Source organism: Kribbella sp. NPDC002412 (assembly GCF_053592935.1).
The window spans coordinates 18,846-36,395 of record NZ_JBSFBL010000059.1 but is presented as its reverse complement, the minus strand read 5'-3'; the positions used below and the strand labels follow the sequence as shown (position 1 = coordinate 36,395).

Annotated in this window: 14 protein-coding genes; 2 read left to right on the top strand and 12 right to left on the bottom strand. The window is 70.3% G+C overall.

What is annotated here, in order from left to right; all coding sequences use genetic code 11:
- Positions 1-7: 7 nt before the first annotated feature.
- The 9 genes from ACWCOV_RS34445 to ACWCOV_RS34405 are packed head-to-tail and all read right to left on the bottom strand — an operon-like array spanning position 8 to position 10,289.
- Complete coding sequence (locus ACWCOV_RS34445) at positions 8-2,224, bottom strand: phage tail protein (protein ID WP_449833543.1); 2,217 nt, start codon at positions 2,222-2,224, stop codon at positions 8-10.
- Complete coding sequence (locus ACWCOV_RS34440) at positions 2,221-4,413, bottom strand: putative baseplate assembly protein (RefSeq protein ID WP_449833542.1); 2,193 nt, start codon at positions 4,411-4,413, stop codon at positions 2,221-2,223. Before ACWCOV_RS34440 ends, ACWCOV_RS34445 begins: the two co-directional genes overlap by 4 nt.
- 4 nt (positions 4,414-4,417) lie before the next feature.
- Positions 4,418-4,810: a GPW/gp25 family protein gene (locus ACWCOV_RS34435; protein ID WP_449833541.1), complete on the bottom strand. Its 393-nt coding sequence runs from the start codon at positions 4,808-4,810 to the stop codon at positions 4,418-4,420.
- Complete coding sequence (locus tag ACWCOV_RS34430; RefSeq protein WP_449833540.1) at positions 4,807-6,486, bottom strand: hypothetical protein; 1,680 nt, start codon at positions 6,484-6,486, stop codon at positions 4,807-4,809. Before ACWCOV_RS34430 ends, ACWCOV_RS34435 begins: the two co-directional genes overlap by 4 nt.
- Positions 6,483-7,187 carry a phage baseplate assembly protein V gene (locus ACWCOV_RS34425; protein WP_449833539.1) on the bottom strand — a complete coding sequence of 235 codons (705 nt, stop codon included), beginning with the start codon at positions 7,185-7,187 and terminating at the stop codon, positions 6,483-6,485. Before ACWCOV_RS34425 ends, ACWCOV_RS34430 begins: the two co-directional genes overlap by 4 nt.
- Before the next feature lie 16 nt (positions 7,188-7,203).
- Positions 7,204-8,295 carry a phage late control D family protein gene (locus ACWCOV_RS34420; RefSeq protein WP_449833538.1) on the bottom strand — a complete coding sequence of 364 codons (1,092 nt, stop codon included), beginning with the start codon at positions 8,293-8,295 and terminating at the stop codon, positions 7,204-7,206.
- Positions 8,288-8,452: a hypothetical protein gene (locus ACWCOV_RS34415; protein ID WP_449833537.1), complete on the bottom strand. Its 165-nt coding sequence runs from the start codon at positions 8,450-8,452 to the stop codon at positions 8,288-8,290. The genes ACWCOV_RS34420 and ACWCOV_RS34415 overlap by 8 nt, the downstream gene beginning before the upstream one ends.
- The gene (locus tag ACWCOV_RS34410; protein ID WP_449833536.1) at positions 8,449-9,813 is read right to left on the bottom strand and encodes a CIS tube protein; all 1,365 of its coding nucleotides are present in this window, start codon (positions 9,811-9,813) and stop codon (positions 8,449-8,451) included. Before ACWCOV_RS34410 ends, ACWCOV_RS34415 begins: the two co-directional genes overlap by 4 nt.
- Positions 9,810-10,289, bottom strand: a complete 480-nt coding sequence (locus ACWCOV_RS34405) for a phage tail protein (RefSeq protein WP_449833535.1) — start codon at positions 10,287-10,289, stop codon at positions 9,810-9,812. Before ACWCOV_RS34405 ends, ACWCOV_RS34410 begins: the two co-directional genes overlap by 4 nt.
- A gap of 96 nt (positions 10,290-10,385) precedes the next feature.
- On the opposite strand from ACWCOV_RS34405, the gene ACWCOV_RS34400 reads away from it, so the two are divergent.
- Entirely contained in the window at positions 10,386-12,623 is a 2,238-nt protein-coding gene (locus tag ACWCOV_RS34400; RefSeq protein ID WP_449833550.1) for an eCIS core domain-containing protein, read from the top strand.
- 80 nt (positions 12,624-12,703) lie between these two features.
- Positions 12,704-13,537, top strand: coding sequence for a hypothetical protein (locus tag ACWCOV_RS34395; protein WP_449833534.1), 834 nt, complete (start codon positions 12,704-12,706; stop codon positions 13,535-13,537).
- A 6-nt stretch (positions 13,538-13,543) separates the two neighbouring features.
- Here the strand turns inward: ACWCOV_RS34395 and ACWCOV_RS34390 are convergent, their stop codons facing one another.
- Genes ACWCOV_RS34390 through ACWCOV_RS34380 form a run of 3 tightly spaced genes read right to left on the bottom strand, consistent with a single transcriptional unit; the run spans position 13,544 to position 17,531 of the window.
- Positions 13,544-14,107, bottom strand: coding sequence for a HEAT repeat domain-containing protein (locus tag ACWCOV_RS34390; RefSeq protein ID WP_449833533.1), 564 nt, complete (start codon positions 14,105-14,107; stop codon positions 13,544-13,546).
- Entirely contained in the window at positions 14,104-15,570 is a 1,467-nt protein-coding gene (locus ACWCOV_RS34385; protein WP_449833532.1) for an eCIS core domain-containing protein, read from the bottom strand. Before ACWCOV_RS34385 ends, ACWCOV_RS34390 begins: the two co-directional genes overlap by 4 nt.
- Complete coding sequence (locus ACWCOV_RS34380; protein WP_449833531.1) at positions 15,570-17,531, bottom strand: phage tail sheath C-terminal domain-containing protein; 1,962 nt, start codon at positions 17,529-17,531, stop codon at positions 15,570-15,572. The genes ACWCOV_RS34385 and ACWCOV_RS34380 overlap by 1 nt, the downstream gene beginning before the upstream one ends.
- Between the last annotated feature and the right edge of the window lie 19 nt (positions 17,532-17,550).

Here is a 17,550-nt window from a genome sequence, read left to right as displayed (position 1 = left end):
GTGACCCCTACCCGATCCGCGCACCGACGTCGAGACGGGACCCCTCGACCGCGAGCCCGGTCGACGGACCCCCAAGGATCAGGTCGCGGTCGGCCGCCCCGGCGCCGACGTACGCCGGCCGCAGCCCCCCGGTCGGACCGATCACGCTCGTCAGCGCGAGATGCAGGCCGCGACCCAGCCGCATCCCCGCGTCGACCGTGCACAGTTCGTACACCGTGTGGGCCGGCCGCTCGGAGTCGAGCACCTGCCGGACAGCGGACTGCTGTTCGGTGTCGAGCGGCCGCGGGATGACCACCGTGAAGCGGTGCGCACTGGAGTCCGGGGCTGTCGTCGCCCCGGAGTCGTCCTGTGCCGTGCCGACGCGCAGACCGGCCCCGAGCACGGACCGGCCACTGCCGACCGGGTCGGCGCCGAGGTCAGGCCCGAGGCCGCGAAGCCGGTAGTGCTCGATCAGGACCGGTGACAGACCCGGCCGGCCACGTTCGCCGGCCCGATCACCGGCGAGATAGATCTCCAGGTAGCGGCGCAACGACCCGAGCGTTCCGCGGCGGCGGTAGAGCGTCGTGATCTCCGCGATCAGCTGACGACGAGCGGCTTCGGCCCAGCGATCGTCGAGGAGCAGACCGACGAACGACGCCAGCCACGGCAGCGCCTCCACCGGGGTCGAGGCGGGATCGACCAGCAGGTCGCGCCGATCGGAGCGAGCCTGGAGGTCGTACAGGAACCCGTCGAACAGCGCGAGGAAGCGATCCAGGAACTCGGCCTGTGTGGGGTCGCCGACCAGTACGGCGGGCAACCTCCGCGACAACGTGTGGGCCTGCCGCTCGATCCGGACCGCGCGCACCGCCGGCGTCCGCCGCGAGTTCCCGGCGAGCCCTAGTGCCACCCACAGATAGCGGCCCGGCGCCGACACCACCGGCGCCTCGTGCACGGAGTACGTCGTGCCGCTCGGAAGCCGCCACCACGGGGACGGCTCGTCCGTCCGAGGGTGCAGCGGCGAGGCCGGACCGGTCGTGATCGTTGCCGGCGGCAGCGGCTGCTCACTGGTCGTTGCTACCGGCAAACAGCCGGCCGGATCCGGCGGCACCGGCGGCCGCGTGGTCGCGTACTCGTCATCGCTGCTCAGGGTCGACACCCGGAGGTCCGTGCCGTCCGGAACGCAGGCGTCCAGGAAGATCCGCCCCCACCGGTTGCCGGGCTGGCCGCTGTCGAACCGGTAGCTCAGCCACCCGCCCGTGCGCGCGTACCGGACCCGCCCGGGAACGGCGAGCCGGAACCCGTCCTCGGTCCAGTAGCCGATCCGGCCGCCGTCGAGCGCGACCAGTCCACGACCGTCGTACCCGCGGGCGTCCAGCGGTTGGGCCCGGATCCATCCGGTCTCGGTGACGATCACGCGGTGCAGGCCGGCCGCACCATCTGGACCCGACGCGGCCGGCGCGAGTACGACGGTGTCGTCGAGACTCACCAGCTCACACGCGCCGTCCACCGGAAGCGGAGTACGCCGACCGCCGACGAGGTACGAGTGGCCCGCCGAGTCGTGCCACAAGGTGATCGTCTCGCCGGACGGCATGATCGTCGCCCGCGCCGGCACGCGGTCCGGGACCGAGTCCGGCAACAGAAGCTCGCGCGGCCCCCGGTGCGCGCTGAGGGCGAGGAGCCCGGCCGGTTGAGCGACCACCGCGACCACGTCCCGCCCCCGGGCCGCGAGCGCGACCGGCCGGCGTTGTGGTGAAGCGGATGACGCGATCGGGATCCGCCGCAACAACCGACGGCTCCACAGGTCGAGGACGACGATCTCCCGGCGCCCGCGGTCGGCCAGGAAGATCCGGTCGTCGTCGTCCACCGCGATCCCCGCACCGTCCAGCAGCGACGGCTCCGGCCGGGGCGTGAACGACGGACCGGCACCGCCGACCTCACCGACCCCGATGATCTCGACTTCGGCCGGCAGCACGGCGTAGTCCAATCCGGCGCGTGCGTCGCCGATCGTCAACCGGGCAACGCTGTGGCGATCGAGCCGGTACACCCTGCACAGCCGATCGACTGCCGACCCGCGCACCGAGCAGGCCGTGCCCGGGTCCCACGGACGCGGTTCGGCGTCCTGCCAGGTCAGGGTGAGCGCGACACCCGACCCGCCGTCCACCACGGCCTCCACCGCCGTGGCGTCGTGCCGGCCTCGCACCCACTGGTCACAGGTGCTGACTCCGCTCACCGGGCGCTCGGTCATCGGCACACCTCACGAGGTGAGCGCACCGGCACCGGCGGACCGGCCGGCGGCGCCGGTGCCTCGACGTCGCCGGGGGCAACGGGATCGCCGGTCGTGACCGTGAGCGCGGCAAGTTCCGGAACCTCCCACGCGGTGAGGTCGATGCGGACAGGTGTCTCCCGCTCGACCATCTCGCCGTCCACGTCCTCGGACAACCGCAGTCCGGTCAGGAACTCCAGCCCCTCGACCTGCAGCGCGGCCGCCTCGAGTTCCGGGCCGAACACCGGCCTGCCCAGCGGCCAGCCGCGGCCTTCCGGTCCGTACGGCGGCACAGGCGAGAGGTACTGGCGCAGCACCGTGTCGACCCACCGGCGGACCCCCTCCGCGCCGTATCCAGGACGGACCGCGATCCCCACCGACACAGCGATCCGCCGATACGTCGGAGGGATGACGTACACCTCCGTGGTGATCAGTCGCCGCGGATCCAGGTACCGGCAGACCTGCTCCAGGACGCCGCGATCCGGGCGCGGTGCGTCCGGGGTCAACCGATCGTGCCCGGGCCAGACCACGACGCTGACGACCCCGGGGGACTGCTGCCCCGGGCGCCGCGGATCGAACAGCCGGAGGGTCTCGGCGCGGATGATGCCGGCGCCCGGTGTGGCCTCGGCCAGCTCGCGGAAGTCGGAGACGGTGACGGCACGATCGCGGCGGCCCAGCTCGGCGGGGATCTGGTCGATCGCCTCGGCGATGCTCTGCGGCTCGGCGCCGCCGGTGGCCGGCAGCGGATTGGTCACGGTCACCTTGGCGACATGCGGGGCGGCCGAGATCGCGTCCGCGCCGACGTTGCCCGCGGCACCTCCGCCGTACGTGTAGCCGCGGACCCGGACACGCTCGCCGATCTGCGGCGCCCGGCCGCGGTGGACCTCGCCGAACCGGACCAGACCGGCTTCGGCATCGACGGTGAAGACCCGGTCGTCCGGTCCGGCGGCCCGGAAGTCGTCGACCTGTGTCCAGGGCACCCAGCGGCCCTGGCCCTGCTCCTCGACGTCGAGGGTGATCGAGCCGATCACCTGGCCGTGGACGAGCCGGTACTGCTGCCCGGGTTCCCCGGTGCCGGTGCCGAGGAACTCGGCCCGCGCCGCCTCGGTCTGGCGCACCCGGGCGGCGTTCGCGCCGGCCCACTCCATCGCGCCGATCGAGGTGCCGTCGGGACGGAACACCCGCAACCAGCCGATCAGTTGCGCGTCGAGCTCGTCGTCCTCGATCAGCGGTGGCTGGTCGCCGGTGCCGAGGGCGTCGGGATCGGGCGGGAGGTACACCCCGATGCGGGCGAGTTGCGCGGGATCGGACGGGAACCTCAGCCGGACGACGCCGGAGGTGAGCAGGCCGGACGTGGTGTCACCGGCCACCGGGAGGTCGAGCCAGACCGGGTCGGCGCTCTCCGGCCGGGGCGCGTCCGGAACGGGGTCCGTCGTACAGACCTGCCAGCGCATCGGTGGGGCCGGTGGTACTTCGCCTTCGCCGGGACACGGTTGCGCGTCGGCCATGGTCGGCACCTCGAGCGACGGCACGAAACCGATGCTGAGCTCGCGGCCGGCGAGTGCCGCCGGATCCGGTGGTACCGGGGTGACGAGGGCGATGTACAGCGTGCCGTCGACGGATCCGGCCGGGTCGAGGCGGTCGCCGCCCGGCCGCGCCGGATCGGTCGCACCGAAGACCGTCCGGTAGCGCAGTACGTCGTCGATCGAGGCGCCCTGCGCGGCGCTCGAGCGGGCCAGGTACTCGAGGGTGTCGACGTCGAGTTCCTCGTCCACCCGGGCGCGGATCGCCGCGCGTGCGGTGAGCGGCCAGACGCTGCACTCGTCGAGCATCGTGAACGGAACCTTGCCCGCGGCCAGGACGGTGCCGTCCGGTGCGAGCACCCCGCCGGGCTGATCGGTGCTGAAGGCAACGAGGGCGGCCGCGGCCGCGGCTGGGCGCAGTGGGATCTGGAGCAGGTCGAGGAAGGCCTGCCGGGTGGCGTCCGGGATCTGGTTGAACCGGTACAGGAGGTTCTCGCCGAGGAACGCGAACAGCTCGATCAGCGTGATCCCGGGATCGCTGGGCTGGTGATCGGTCCACTGTGGTGCGTAGACGGGAATCCGGGCGATCAGCTCGTCGCGCAACTGGGCGAACGAGCGGTCGTCGAGAATCGGCGTACGCAGGGGCATCGGCTCAACCTCCCAGCGGCAGGGCCTGGACCAGCAGACCGGAAGATCCGTCCCGGCGATGCTCGTACCGGATCGAGATCACTGCCACCGCGGGGTCCTCGGCCGGTGTGACCGCCACGTCGAGCAGGCGTACGCGCGGTTCCCACGTCTCGACCGCGATCGCGACCGCACGCTGCAGCGAGGCCCGGACGGCGATCGTGTTCGGCTCCATCAGGTACCGCCGCAGCCCGCACCCGAAGTCGGGCCGCATCACCCGCTCGCCGGGCTCGGTCAGCAGGATCACCTGGATCGCCTGCCGGACCTTCTCCGGGCCGGAGCGATAGCGCAGCGCACCGCGCGCCGGATCCGGCGCGAGCGCAAGATCCCACCCGGTACCCAAACGATCGGACGCGGTCATGGATGGATCACCTCTTCCCGGCCGACCTCGGTCGTGTAGGTCAGGGTCTGGTGGAAATCCGGGCCGGAGCCGACCGGGTCGGAGTAGCCCTGCACAGCGAGCAGTTCCAGGATCGGGTCGTTGGTGAACTGCCCGGTCAGCACCGTGCCGAGGTTCACTCCCGACGGGAGGCCACCGGGTGGCGCGGGCGGCGTGACCAGGGTGCCGTTCAACCCGTCGCGCAACGAGTTCGTGATGTCGTTCTGGTTCAGCCCCGGGAGGATGTCGATGTCCAGGCCGGCCGACGCGGAGATGCCGCCGGGCACGATCTCCAGCTCGGTCGACAACTCACCGGCGAGCTCGATGCTGGGCGGCAGGCAGAACTTCAGCTTCAGCATCCACCACAGACCGAGGGCGAACAGCAGGATCGGCAGGAACAGGTTGAACAGGAAGAACGCCACGATCGTGAACAGCGAGATCGAGAAGAAGCAGATCTGCTCGTTCGGATTGACCGATCCGCTGTCCGCGGCCGGCAGGTCGCCGGTGTGTGGGACCGACAACCCGCTGCCCGGCGGGGACGAGACCCGGACCGACGGCGTCGCGTCCGACCCCTCGAGCTGCCGCAGATCGGGTAGCCGGACCTCGACCGGGTGCTGGGCACAGCCCGCCGGATCGTGGAACGAGGCCAGGCCGTAGCTCTCCGACGGCTCCGACCAGACCAGGTGCCCAGGGCAATCACCGCAGTCCTGCCGGACCCAGCCGCGGATTTCGTAGTCGTAGTTGTCGCTGAACCGCGCCGAGCCGTCGGCGGCCACCTCGTCACCACCGATCGGCACCGAACCCCAGTAGATCGTGCCCTGGGCGGCCGCATGCTCAGGCCGCCCGGGCGGCGTGGTGAGCAGCCGGAGCGGGTAGCTACGCTCGATCAGTTCGTCCGGTGTGTCCTCGATCGGAATCCACGCGCCGAAACGCCCTTCCGTCGGCACCCAGCCCTCGGTCTTCCGCTCGACTCCGTTCTGCGCCGCCCACACCTGCAGTTTGCGTCGGGCGAGCTCGACGCGTTGCAAGATCTCGGTACGACGCTCCGCCGCGTCGGCCCGCTGACCGTTCGAGAACCGGAACGGGTGCAGCCGCCCGCGTTGAGCACGCGCCACCTCGTACCCGGCCTTCGTCCGGGCGACCGCACGCGCCGCGGCGAGCTCACGCAACAGGGTCGCCGCTGCCGCCTCTTTCCCGGGCGGCAGTACGACGCGATGCCGCCGTACGACGAAGCCGGCTTCGGCAACGCCGATCGGGTCGACCCGTGGATAGCCAGGCGTGTCGCAGTGCAGGCCGAGGGCGACCAGGTAGTGGCGTTGGTGCGCCGGCAGGAACAGTTTGCGGGTCGGACCCGCGACGAGCTTGCGGCCGGACAGCAGCCGCGAGCGACTGTCGCCGGGCAGGTTCGGCTTGCTGACCGGCTCCACGCGCTGGACCCGGTCGGCCTGGTCGAAAACCACGGACAGCTGTGGGTTGTCGAGGAAGCGCCGGACGAAGTCCGTCGTACCGTACTTGTGCAAGGCGGGTCGCAGGCCCCGCGCGGGCGCGTCGGGATCCGTCTCGCCGACCCGGGCCCAGCGATACCACGGCGCCACGAGCTGCCAGTCCGTCGGTGGCGTGCACGTTCCGGTTCCGCCGGAGACGACCTGGGTGCTCACCAGACGTTCCCCATGCCGGGCGTGTACGACGGCGAGACGACACCGCCGCCGGTCGCGATCAGGGTGTCGCACGTGATGATCCCGCTGAAGTCACTCACCGCCGCGTCCACACTCACCGCGGCGGCGCTGACGTCGACGGTCGCCGCAGCCTCGATCCGTACGCCGCCCGCGGCTGTCAGCGTGACCGTCGCCCCGCTGGACGAGTGGATCGTGACCGTGCCGGCGGCGTCGTCGAGGACGACGGAATGCTTCGACTGCTCACTCGACGGGCCGGCCGCCGAGAGCCGGACCGCGGCCGCGCCCTCGGTGTCGTCGAACTCGAGCCGGCTGCCGGAGCGGCTCTGCACCAGGCGAAGGTTGTTGACAGCGGCCGGTTCCTCGGGCATCTTCGCCGAGCCGTTCCAGGTGCCACCGAGCAGGTACGGGTAGTCGGCATGACCGCCCTGGAACCCGATCACCACGGTGGATCCGATCTCCGGCAGCATCTGCTGTCCTTGGTTGCTGTCCGCGTATGGGCTGACGACGACGGCCCAGGCCAACGGGGGACCGTTTCCATCGGCCTTGTCGAGCCAGTCCAGGGCGACCTGCACCCGTTGCAGGTCGAGCGGATCGCCGTCGAGCGCCTGCACCGTCGCGGGGTACAGACCCGGGAGCAGTGGACCCTCGGGGCCGGGACTGCTGTGTTCGCCTGGAAGTGCCATGCCGGTGTCCTTCGCCTCAGGCCACGATCGCCGGCCGCTCGGCCCGGAAGCGTGTCCGGTAGCCGGTGGTCAGGTCGTAGCTGTGATGGGCGTGGACGACGCGGTAGCCGCTGCCCTCGAACGGCCGGCCCACTCGGCGGAGGTCCAGTTTGGCGCCGGGGACGAGGTCGGGTGTTCCCGAGGTGGTGCCGACGACCGTGACGAAGGACCGCGCCCGGCGCAGCATCTCCGCGTCCGCGTAGGCGTCGGCGGTGGACTGGTCCAGGACGTCGCGGCGAGACCTGCTGATCGACGACCGCTGGAAGAGGTTCGACACGATCTCGACGCCGCTGCGGCCGGTGGTGATCTCGGCCGTGACGACCGCGCGGTCCGCCGTGTGCGTGACCGCCTTGACCGCGTCGTGGTTCCAGCCGCGTACCTCGACCGTCGGGCGCTGGTGGGCGACGTCGGCACGGGCCGTGAGGCCGATCAGCTCGTTGCCTTGGACAAGCGTCAGCTCGACGCCCGGGCGCCGTTCCCGGCCGGCCAGATGGATGACGTCCTCGGAGTCGACCCACAGCTCGGCGTCGAGTCGCTGCGCCCGGTCGCGGAGGAAGGCCAGGTCCGACTGTTCCCACTGCTGGATCGCCGGGTACGTCGGGCCGTCCACGTCCGTCTTCGCGTCCAGACCGTGCTCCGCCGCGACGGCCGAGACCACGTCCGCGTCCGAGCTGTCGGAGTACGTGGCGGTCCGGGTGGTCATCCGCAGCCGCATCAGGGCGTCCTCGGCGAAGACGCTCACGTACGGGACCGCGCCCTCCTCGAAGCACACCTCGAGCGCGGACACCGTGCCGCGGAAGATCTTCCGCTCACCCGCGGCCGGCCCGATCGTCACGGTCAGCGCGGAGCCGAGATCGAGCACCTGGCCGTCGAGGTACGACAACTGCTCGGCCGAACCGTCGGCGTCCGGTGCGATCGCGCCGAAGTGGGCGACCATGGTGCGCAGGCCGAGAACGCCCTCGCGCACATCCAGCCGGAGCAGGTCACGCGCGAGCCGGCCCTCGGTCCGGCCGGCCACCGAGAACACCGGGGCCGCCGACGAGAACGGGTGCGCCGCGAACTCAGTCATCGCCGGTCGCCGTCCGGAGCCGGTCGGCGGCCAGGCGTTCCAGGATCGCTTCGATCCGGACCCGCTCCTGCCAGACGCTCACCGCCGCCTCGGCGGCCGCCGGCTCCGCGGTCGTCGCCTCGACCTCGGACGTGATCTCCCCGATGTGGATGCTCATCCACAACACCCCTTCCGCGGCCGTGACCGGCCCCACATCCCGATCGGCTGCCGCGCCGGCGCCACCACGGCCGCGGCCGATCCAGCAGATTGTTGCCGCAGGCCACTATTACCCCCACCACAACTGCATCCGCAGTCGGTGGCGACGGCCGGCACGGCGTATTGCGGTGGCCGCAAGGGCGCGATCACCGTCCAGCCACCGGCACCGGGAAGTGACGCGTCGGGCGTGACTCGGTCGCGCAGTGGGACGCCGCGGCCGTACGACGTTGCCCGTGGATCGGCCCGCGGTGGCAACGGGCGGGGTGCCGCCGTGAGCTGGGCGGCCGTCCTCCGGGACGCCGGACCGGCGCTGACGCTCGGGGACGCCGTACCGGTGCTGACGCCGGGGGTCGTGACCGGTGTGCCGAAGGCCGCTCTGCTCTGGTTGGCGACTGCTGTTGCCTGTTCGATGGCGGACTGCTCGATGGCGGCGCTCAGCCCGCCGGCCGCGGCCAGCGCGAATCCGGCCGACACACCTTGCGCCGCGGCGGCGTCGAGACCCGCCTGTGCACCGACGGAGACGTCGAGGCCGGCCTCGAACCCGGCCGAGATGCCGATGCCCACGCCGACGTCCAGCGAGGCGGAGAAGTCGATCGACGTACCGGCCGCCAGCGACAGGGCGTCGCCGACCAGGCCGGCGATCGCCCGCCACGCTTCGGGTGGCTGGTCGTTCCGGGTGAGGAAATCGGCCGCACTCTCACCGTCGAGGGCCTCGGCCGTCCTGGCGTCCGGACCCGACGGCCGTTCGGTGCCGGCTGTCCCGGGTCCGTTGCCGGTGGCATCCGACGTCGGCTCGCCGGCCGCCTGCGCGCCGGTGTCCGGGTTCGCGCCCGCACCCGCTGCCAGCGCCTCGAACTTGGGGTCCTGCTGCTTGATGTCGATCGTCGCCTTCGCCCGCAGCGGGACGCCGTCCGCCGAGAAGAAGTCGAGCTCCTCGACCAGGCTCGTCATCACGCCGGCGATCGCGACCGACCCCCAGCGGAACTGCACGCGCGGTGGTGCCTGTTTGGAGCCTTTGCCGCCGGGCAGCACGAACTGCGCGACCTCGGCGGTCCTGGTCCGGACGTCGACCGGCGCGTCCGTCGTCCCCTCGTCGGCGGTGTCGAACTCGAGCTCGACGTGCAGCTGGGTACTGCCGCTGCCGTTGTACTGCTGGGCCTGCCGGCCCCGGGAGGTGCCGCCGTCGACGTTGTTGGACATGGTCAGCCGCAACGACGCCGGGTTGAACTGCACCGGGATCGTCTTGGTCGCCTTGCCCTTCTTGTCGAGGACGTCGAGGACCGCGCCCGTCGGGGCCTTGTCCTCGGCCGGCTGGGTGGTCATGTCGTACCCGCCAGCAGCAGCCCCTCGTGTGCGAGGTGCAGCTCCTCGATCGCGACCTCACCGGTCTTGGCGTTCAGCTGTGGTCCGACGATCTTCACCGGCAGTGCCCGGGAGAACTGCCAGCTCGCCATCGGCCGGCGCAGCTGGTCCTGCACGATCACGGTGCCGTCGTAGCGCCGTACCGGGCGCACTCCGGCCACGACGTCCTGGAACCACTGCCACAACTCCGGTACTGCGTCCCCGCCGGCCGGACCGAACATCCCGCGCTTGCAGATCAACCGCGAGTACTTCGCCCGCCCGACCCGGCGCACCACCGACGTGTTCTGTCCACCGACCTCGAGATCCTTCACGTCCATCTCGATCTCGAGCCCGTTGATCTCCTGGAACCCACCGTCCCCGAGACGCTGCGGCCCGTCCCCGGTCACCCGGTTGAACTCCAGCTCGAACCGGAACGTCGTCAGCAACAGGTCCGCCATGTCCCGACTCTCAGCCACCCCCGTCACACAACCGTCACCACTCGGTAGAACGTCATTTGTGATTGTCGCGGCAACGGCGACGAGGTGGTGACGCTGATGTTGAAACATTGTTGGATGCTGCGGCCACGCTTTGCGCCACGGGAACCGGAGTCGCCCGGTGGTCCGCGTGCTCCGAGTGCTGTGCGAAGACGAGTGGAACATGTGGTCGGCGAGTCGCTCGCCGACGTGCGGATCCATGCTGATGCCGCTCCCGGATCGATCGCATCAACGTACCTAGGAGACATTTTCGCGGCGTCGGCGGAGCGTCTTGGAAGGTCGTTGCGTTCCGAGCTGATCATGGCCCACGAACTCGCTCATGCAGCACAGCATCGCCGGACCCGCTGGGCCGGGGCGGACCTGGACAGTGGGGATGTGGCCGAGCGTGAGGCGAACAACGTGGCTGCGCGAGCTGTCGATCCGCATCTTTCCGGCCGGATGGCGCTCAGCTCTGTCAATCCGTTGCGGCTGCAGCGGTGCAGTGAAGCCCATGTTCCGGACAGGGTGGCGGAGCTCGATCCGGTCGGCAAGGCAGGTGTCGTACGGCGGCTGATCGAGGCTGATGACTACGGTACAGACAAGGCCGTCGTCCAGATCTTCGCGCTGGCCAGGCAGAGCGGCCAGTTCGTCGCTCTGCAGGAGCAACTCGACATGGCGGCGCTTTTTGACGCGATCGGCGCGTGGGCAAGCGTTCGGATCGGCGCTCTGGGCCCGGTCACCGAAGGAGTGCAGACGCTGACGCGGATGCGAGGCGAACTGATTCGCGATACGGCCCACGAGGCTGGCATCAACGAGGCCCAGGTCTATGCGATCTATATCGTCGATTCGGCGCAGGACGATCAGGTCCGTCACCTGCTGCAGTGGCTGGCGGACGACAATCGCTATGACGAGACGATCGGGTCGATGGACGAGGTCGAATCCCGGTTGAAGGCCCGCGGCATCGACCCCGCATCGTTCCGCGACCGCACCGAGCACCTGGTATCTGACGCTGTTCGTGGCCTCGGTATCACGATCGGGGACTGGTTGAGCAGCTCAGAAGCCGCGCGGGGCAACCGCGCCATCAGGTACCAGTATCGGCGCCTGGACCTTCCCGAGGAGCATCAGGAGGCGTTGGCGCGGATCGACAAGGCGATGATGGCTCAGGCCTTGACACCTGCAAACGTCGCGATCGGTTCCTTCGACTACCTGACGTTGGGGATCCCGCTCGGGATCTACACCACGGTTCAGTCAGCTCTCAGCGGCATTTCCAGCTTCGCCAGCGGAGAGTTCGACGCTGGTGCCCAGCAGGTGTTTCCGGCTCTGCTGGTAGTTGGAACCTATGTCGGGGTACGAATCGCGGCGCGAGGCGGACCGGGGACGGACACCGGGGGCGGCGGCGGTCGCGCGGGCGGCGGCACGGGGCGCGACGGAGGCCGGGTGCGCTTCACCAAACCCGCGGTGGGCGGCGTACTGACGATCGACGACTTACTCGCAAACTTTTCGGCGGAAACCCAGGGCGGGTTCGCCGCGTTGCGGGCGGCGTTCGCCGATGTCGACATCATCCGTGGCTCGGGGATGCTGCGGAAGAGCACAGCGGCAGCGGCGTTTGTCGAGCGCAACGGTCAACCGGGGTTCAGTGCCCTGCTTGGCGCCAACGGGGACGTGGCGGCGGCCGCCGCCACCCTCGCGGCGCTGAGGTCCAAGCCTTCAGATCGCGCTAGCGACCCCAAGCTCGAGCCGAAGCCCGCCGCGTTGGCGGCAGGTACGATCGCCGGTTGGACCGGCCGGTCGGAGTCCAGCGAGAAGCAGGGCCCAGGGGCGCCGCTGCGATGGGTCAGCGGCCTGATGGGGGAGAAGGCGATAGCGTCGGGAGGAGTTCCGGGTGCCCTGGACTTTCAGTGGGGGACGGACTTGAAGAAGACCGTATACAAGTACCGGATTACCGTGTCAGGACGGACCTACAGTGCAGACGCTACAGACGCTGTCGGCTGGCATGGGCACCATGTCTGGCCCAAGAATATCGGAGGACCTGAGAGTCAGCCCTTGATGACCGTGCGGGAGGCACTACACCTCAATGTGCTGCACCCAGCGTTGCACGCCTACTTGCATGCACTTGGGTATCCAATAACTGCCCAGACATCGTCTGCTGTCAACCAAGCCTTCATCGACCGGCTGGGTACGAATCGGGCATTCCGCCATCGGATTCGTGACCAACTGCTCGACTTCTACGCGCTGATGAACCAGGCCACCGACCCGCAGATGCCCACCATTGCTTACCGTGATGGAGTCGACTGGTCACTCAGATCACTGGGGGGTTGATGTATCGAGACATTGAGCTCGCCGTTCGGCGCGCGATGCAACCCAGCGAGGACGCATGGGACCTAGCTCTGCATGTTGCTGTGGCACTTGCAGACGAGGAGGGTATTCCGCTCCGTTTGCTGGAGGGGGTTGCCGCCTATCTGTCTCTTCCGTCAGAGACGGATGCGAGAGTTGAGGTTGCACTCAGGGCACTGGAGGCGGCCGCGGCGCGGCGCGGCGTGACGTGGCAGGAGTATCGGACCACGCACTACGAGGATGCTGACCTCGCTCTGGCCGATCTGGTCGTCGTCATCGGCGTCGGCGTGGAGAGGAATAACCTGCGATTCCTTGTGAACGAGGACAACGCATTGGACACCGCCGACGGCTGCCCGGTATGTGGCAGCGGTCGTCCGGAGAACCGTCAGGTACGCGGCGTCCCGCGGGTGGTGCGCGAGTTGCTCGATCGACCCGCATCCACGGTCGATGTCGACGGCAATCCCTGCCCGCTTCGCGGGCCGCACTCGAGGTGGGATGCCGTGAACCTGGTGAACCGTGCCCTGGTGGTCTCAACGCGGCTGGTGACTGCCATTCCGACGAACCGTGGTCTGACCTCGTCGCCAGTCGCGGGCCCGTCGGGCCGAGCCTTGGATGACTTGCGCCTCTTGTCCGCCACGTCGACTGCTCGGATCTGCACTCAACACAGCTATCTGCCGCCAGACGGCGTGTGTCCTCGGTGCGGCACGGTCCTCGCAGACCAAACAGAACCCGGGCTTCTGAGTATCCGTGAGAGCGACTTGACGGATCTGGACGGTGTGAGCACTGGAATGCATCTCCACGGACCGTTGGCGCTCCGGCCGACTCTCCTTGACCAATGGGAAACACACGGAATCGAAGGCATCAGCCGTATTCGCCCGATGCATCTTTGCCGGCACTGAGGTCGGTCACCTGCTCCGGAGGAGCGATGCCACCGCGGGGTCGGATTCAGACGCAGCAAGGGAGCTGCGCTCGGCAGGGTTGAGGCAGTCGAGGGTGAGGAGGGCGTGGACGACGTGGTAGCGGACCGAGGGGGAGCCGTTGGTCAGGTGCGGGCGGAGGAAGGCGCAGTACGACGGGTCCGCGGTGGTGGCTGCGGCGTCGGCGGCTGCGGCCGTGGCTTGGGGGGAAGGGGAGGAGAGGGCTCGTTCGATGGCGGGTCTTGCCTCGGGATCGTCGACGCGGCCTAGTGCGATGCCGGCATAGCCGGCGATGTCGGGGTCTTCACCGGTGAGCAAGGACTCGAGGGCCCGGACGGTGTCGGAGCCGCCGAAGAAGGGGAGGACTTCGAGGATGGCCGGGAGCTGGAGTGCAGTGGGATGGGTGCGGAGGGCGTTCAGGAGGTCGGTGCGGGCGCGGTCGGAGTGATCGCGGAGCAGCAGGGTCAATGCGCGTTCGCGTTCCCGTCGGGCCGCGGGTTCGCCCAGGGGACTGAGGACGGCGTCGAGCAGACGTGGGTAGTCGTCGGTCATTTCAGGATGTCCTTCGCGTCGGCGCCGAACACGGTGGTGACCGAGCGTCTGAAGGCGGCGAGGGCGGCGGGTGTCAGCCGCGGGTCGAGCCGGAAGCGTTCGTACATGCCACGGACCAAGGCCTTCGCCACCCGGGCCTCCCACTGCGACTGGATCAGCTGGAGTCGTCCGACCACGGTCGGCTCGGGATCGACGTACCCGGCCTGGAGCGCGGCGTCCTTCGCGGCCAGCGGTGTGTGGTAGGGCAGGGACCGCAGCAGCGAGTAGATCTCGGTCTCTTGGTAGCCGTAGGCATCGATCTCGCTGGTCCGGGCGGCGCCGGTCGGTTGCACGTACCCGGGCATCAGCCGGGCGGCCCGGTCGTACAGTTCCAGGCCGTACTCGCTCCCCGGCAGGCCGTACGGCCCGTACTCGGGGTGCCCGTGCAATTCGTGGACGACCACACTCAGAGCGTAAGCCGGGTTCGCCTGGACGAATCGGGTGAACGTCCGGCCGACCACCGCGACGTTGCGGCCGGCCTCCACCTCGCCGTACGCGATCACGCCCGCGCCGCGATTCTCCAGCCCGACCACGTCGACCTTGAAGTCGGCCGCGGTCAGGTCGAGCTCCGGGTGGTGCACCTTCGCGTACGAGACCACCGAGACGACCGCGGCGACCGCGGCCGTGGTGTGGTTGAGCACCTGGATCGGCGTGAGCACCGACGACGACGGCGGGATCGAGGTCTGCGCGACCTGGGCCGCCTGCTGGGCGGTGACCTGCGCCTGGGTCGGGGTGGCCGATCCGGTCGCGGCCTGGGCCAGCGCCAGATTCTCGGCCTCCATGTGCATGGACTGAGCCACCACCATGTGGCTCTCGGTCGCCAGACCGGAGGCCTGGGCGGAGGCGAGGGCCGAGTGCCGCTGCACTCGGCGCAGGATGTCCTGGACGACGTCGTTGAACGGACCGGACGCGTCGTCGGCGGGCAGCGCACCGAGAAGCCGCTGGATCGCACCACCGGGGTAGTACTTGACGACCGCACTGTGCCGGTCCGCGTCGCTCAGCGCCCGGTACTCCGACAACGCGTCCCGGGCGAGGTCGGCGGTGAACGCGATCTCGCCGTCGAGCGCCCGCTGCGCCTTGGACGGTCCCCGCGAACACGAGTGCAGCGCCAACGATCGGCCCGGCGAACCAGGGACGGTGGGAGCCGGGCCGGCACGTCCGTGCAAACGAGCCCGAGCCCCGGCGGCCGCTCGCTCGGCACCCTCCTCGGTGCGGGCTCCCAACGCGTGCGCCAACTCGTGCGCGATCACCACCTCGCGGCCGAGATCACCCGCCGGCGTCCGGCCGAGGAACACCTCGCCGTCGGTGGCCACGCCGTACGCGTTGTTCGCGGTACTCAGCGCGGCCGACTGTTCGTTGTCATGGACAACGACGTGGGACAGGTCCCGCGCGAAGCTCGCCTGCCACCGGGCGAAGTCGAACATCAGCCGGCCTCGACCCGCACCGAGACGTCCGGCTCGTGCACCAGTTGCAGCACGACGAACTCGAGCGGCTCGGCCGGTGCGACGCCGATCAGGCAGATCAGCCGGCCGCTGTCGAGGTCGTTGCGGGACATCGTCGTCCGGTCGCAGCGGACGAAGAACCCCTCGCCCGGTTTCGCGCCGGCGAACGCGCCGGCCACGAAGAACTGGTTCAGCAGACCGGTGACGGCGCGCCGGATCCGGCCCCACAGCTCTTCACCGTTGGGCTCGAACACGACCCAGGCAAGCTCCCGTTCGAGCGTCAGCCGCAGGACCGTGAGCAGGCGGGCGACTGACAGCTGCCGTAGTTCCGGCCGCGAGCTGAGCGTCCGTGCCGCCGACAGCCGGATGCCGTCACGCTCGGGCAGGAACACGTTGATGCCGGCCGGGTGCAGCTCGTCGTGCACCTCGTCCGGCACCTGGGCCGAGACCCGCACCGCGCCGACCGCGACCTGGTTGGCCGGGCCGCGGGGGATTCCCAGACGCCGTTCCCGGTCCGCGATGATCCCGGCCGCGAAGACCGCCGGGTTCAACCGGACCAGGTCGTCGCGGTCGTCGTCGGGCGCGGCCACGTCGAGCCACGGGTGGTACGACGCGGCGTACGGCGAGTCGAACGCCGTGCGCCACTGGAGGATCCGCCCGGGCGGCAACCCCAGCGGTACGTCGAGCAGGACGGTGAACTCGCGTCGCTGGTCGGCGAAGCGCACCAGTTCGGACTGCGCCGCGGTGATCCGGTCGAGCTCGGACGGGACCAGCGGATCCAGCCGCAGCCCGTCGAGGCCGGGCGGCCGTGGCGTCGGCTCCGGCGGCGGATCCGGCCGCACACAGAGCTGGAACTCGGGACCCGCGAGCGAGACCGGATCACGCACGTCGTCGACCGGCGTCAACGGCGCCGGATCGTACAGGTCGGGCGCCACCAGCAGGCCGACGTCGTCCGACTCGGCGAGGCTGTGCACGCCGGCGCCCGGGCGCTCGTCGCCGGGAATCCAGCGCGTATCCCAGAAGTCCTCGGGAACGATGTCCTGCCAGCGGTCCAGACCGCCGGTGAACGGGCCGCCGGGCACTGGCTCCAGCGATGGCTCCGGGGGAGCCAGGGTGCTCGCTGCCCACGCCGGATCGGGCCACAGCAACGTCGACTCGCCGATCAGCGCGCGCGCCAGCCAGCGCGGATGGTCAGGTCGCAGACCGATCCCGTCGATCGTCTCGCTCCGTGGCAGCACCGGATCGAGGTCGGCGACCTCCAGGCTCAGCTCCACCAGCTCAACGAGCAACGGCGCTGTGGGCAGCGCACTGTCGAGGACGAGATGCAGTCGTTGCCCCGGGCCCTGCGGGTCGGGTCGCAGCTCGGCCCGCTCGACGAAGCGCAGCAGTTGTTGATCGCCTCCGCCGGTCAACCGCACCAACGCACCCGCGGGTACTGCGGCCGACCGGTCCACGACCACCTCGGTCGTCGTGGCGGAGTCCACGGCCAGCGGTCGCGTTCGGGCGTGCAGCGTGACCTTCAACGCGTTGCCCCAGCTCCCTTCGGACCGCGCGAGCAGGTTCACCGCCGACCCGCCCGTCGTCCGCAGTCCGAGCGCCCCCGTGGCCCGCCCGCGCAGGCCGTCGTACGCCTCGTCGTGCACGATGCGTACGACGTACGCCCTGACGCCGCCGGCCGCGAAGAAGGAGCTGACCGCGTACGGCAACCGGCCGGGACCCTCGAAGCCGCCGAAGATCGTGCGGTACTCGTCCCAGCTGCCGATCGCCACCGGAACGGACCGGGCGACCGGTGTGATCCGGAGCCAGGTGGCCACGTCCACGTCGTCGTCCGGCCGCCCGAGTGGCAACCACGCCGGCCCGCGTGGACTGACACCGGCGAACGCCGCCACGTCACGCCGTACGGCGGTGAGCACGTCGGGCGGACGCGGCACGGTGAGGTACACACCGGGCGCCCCGGGAACG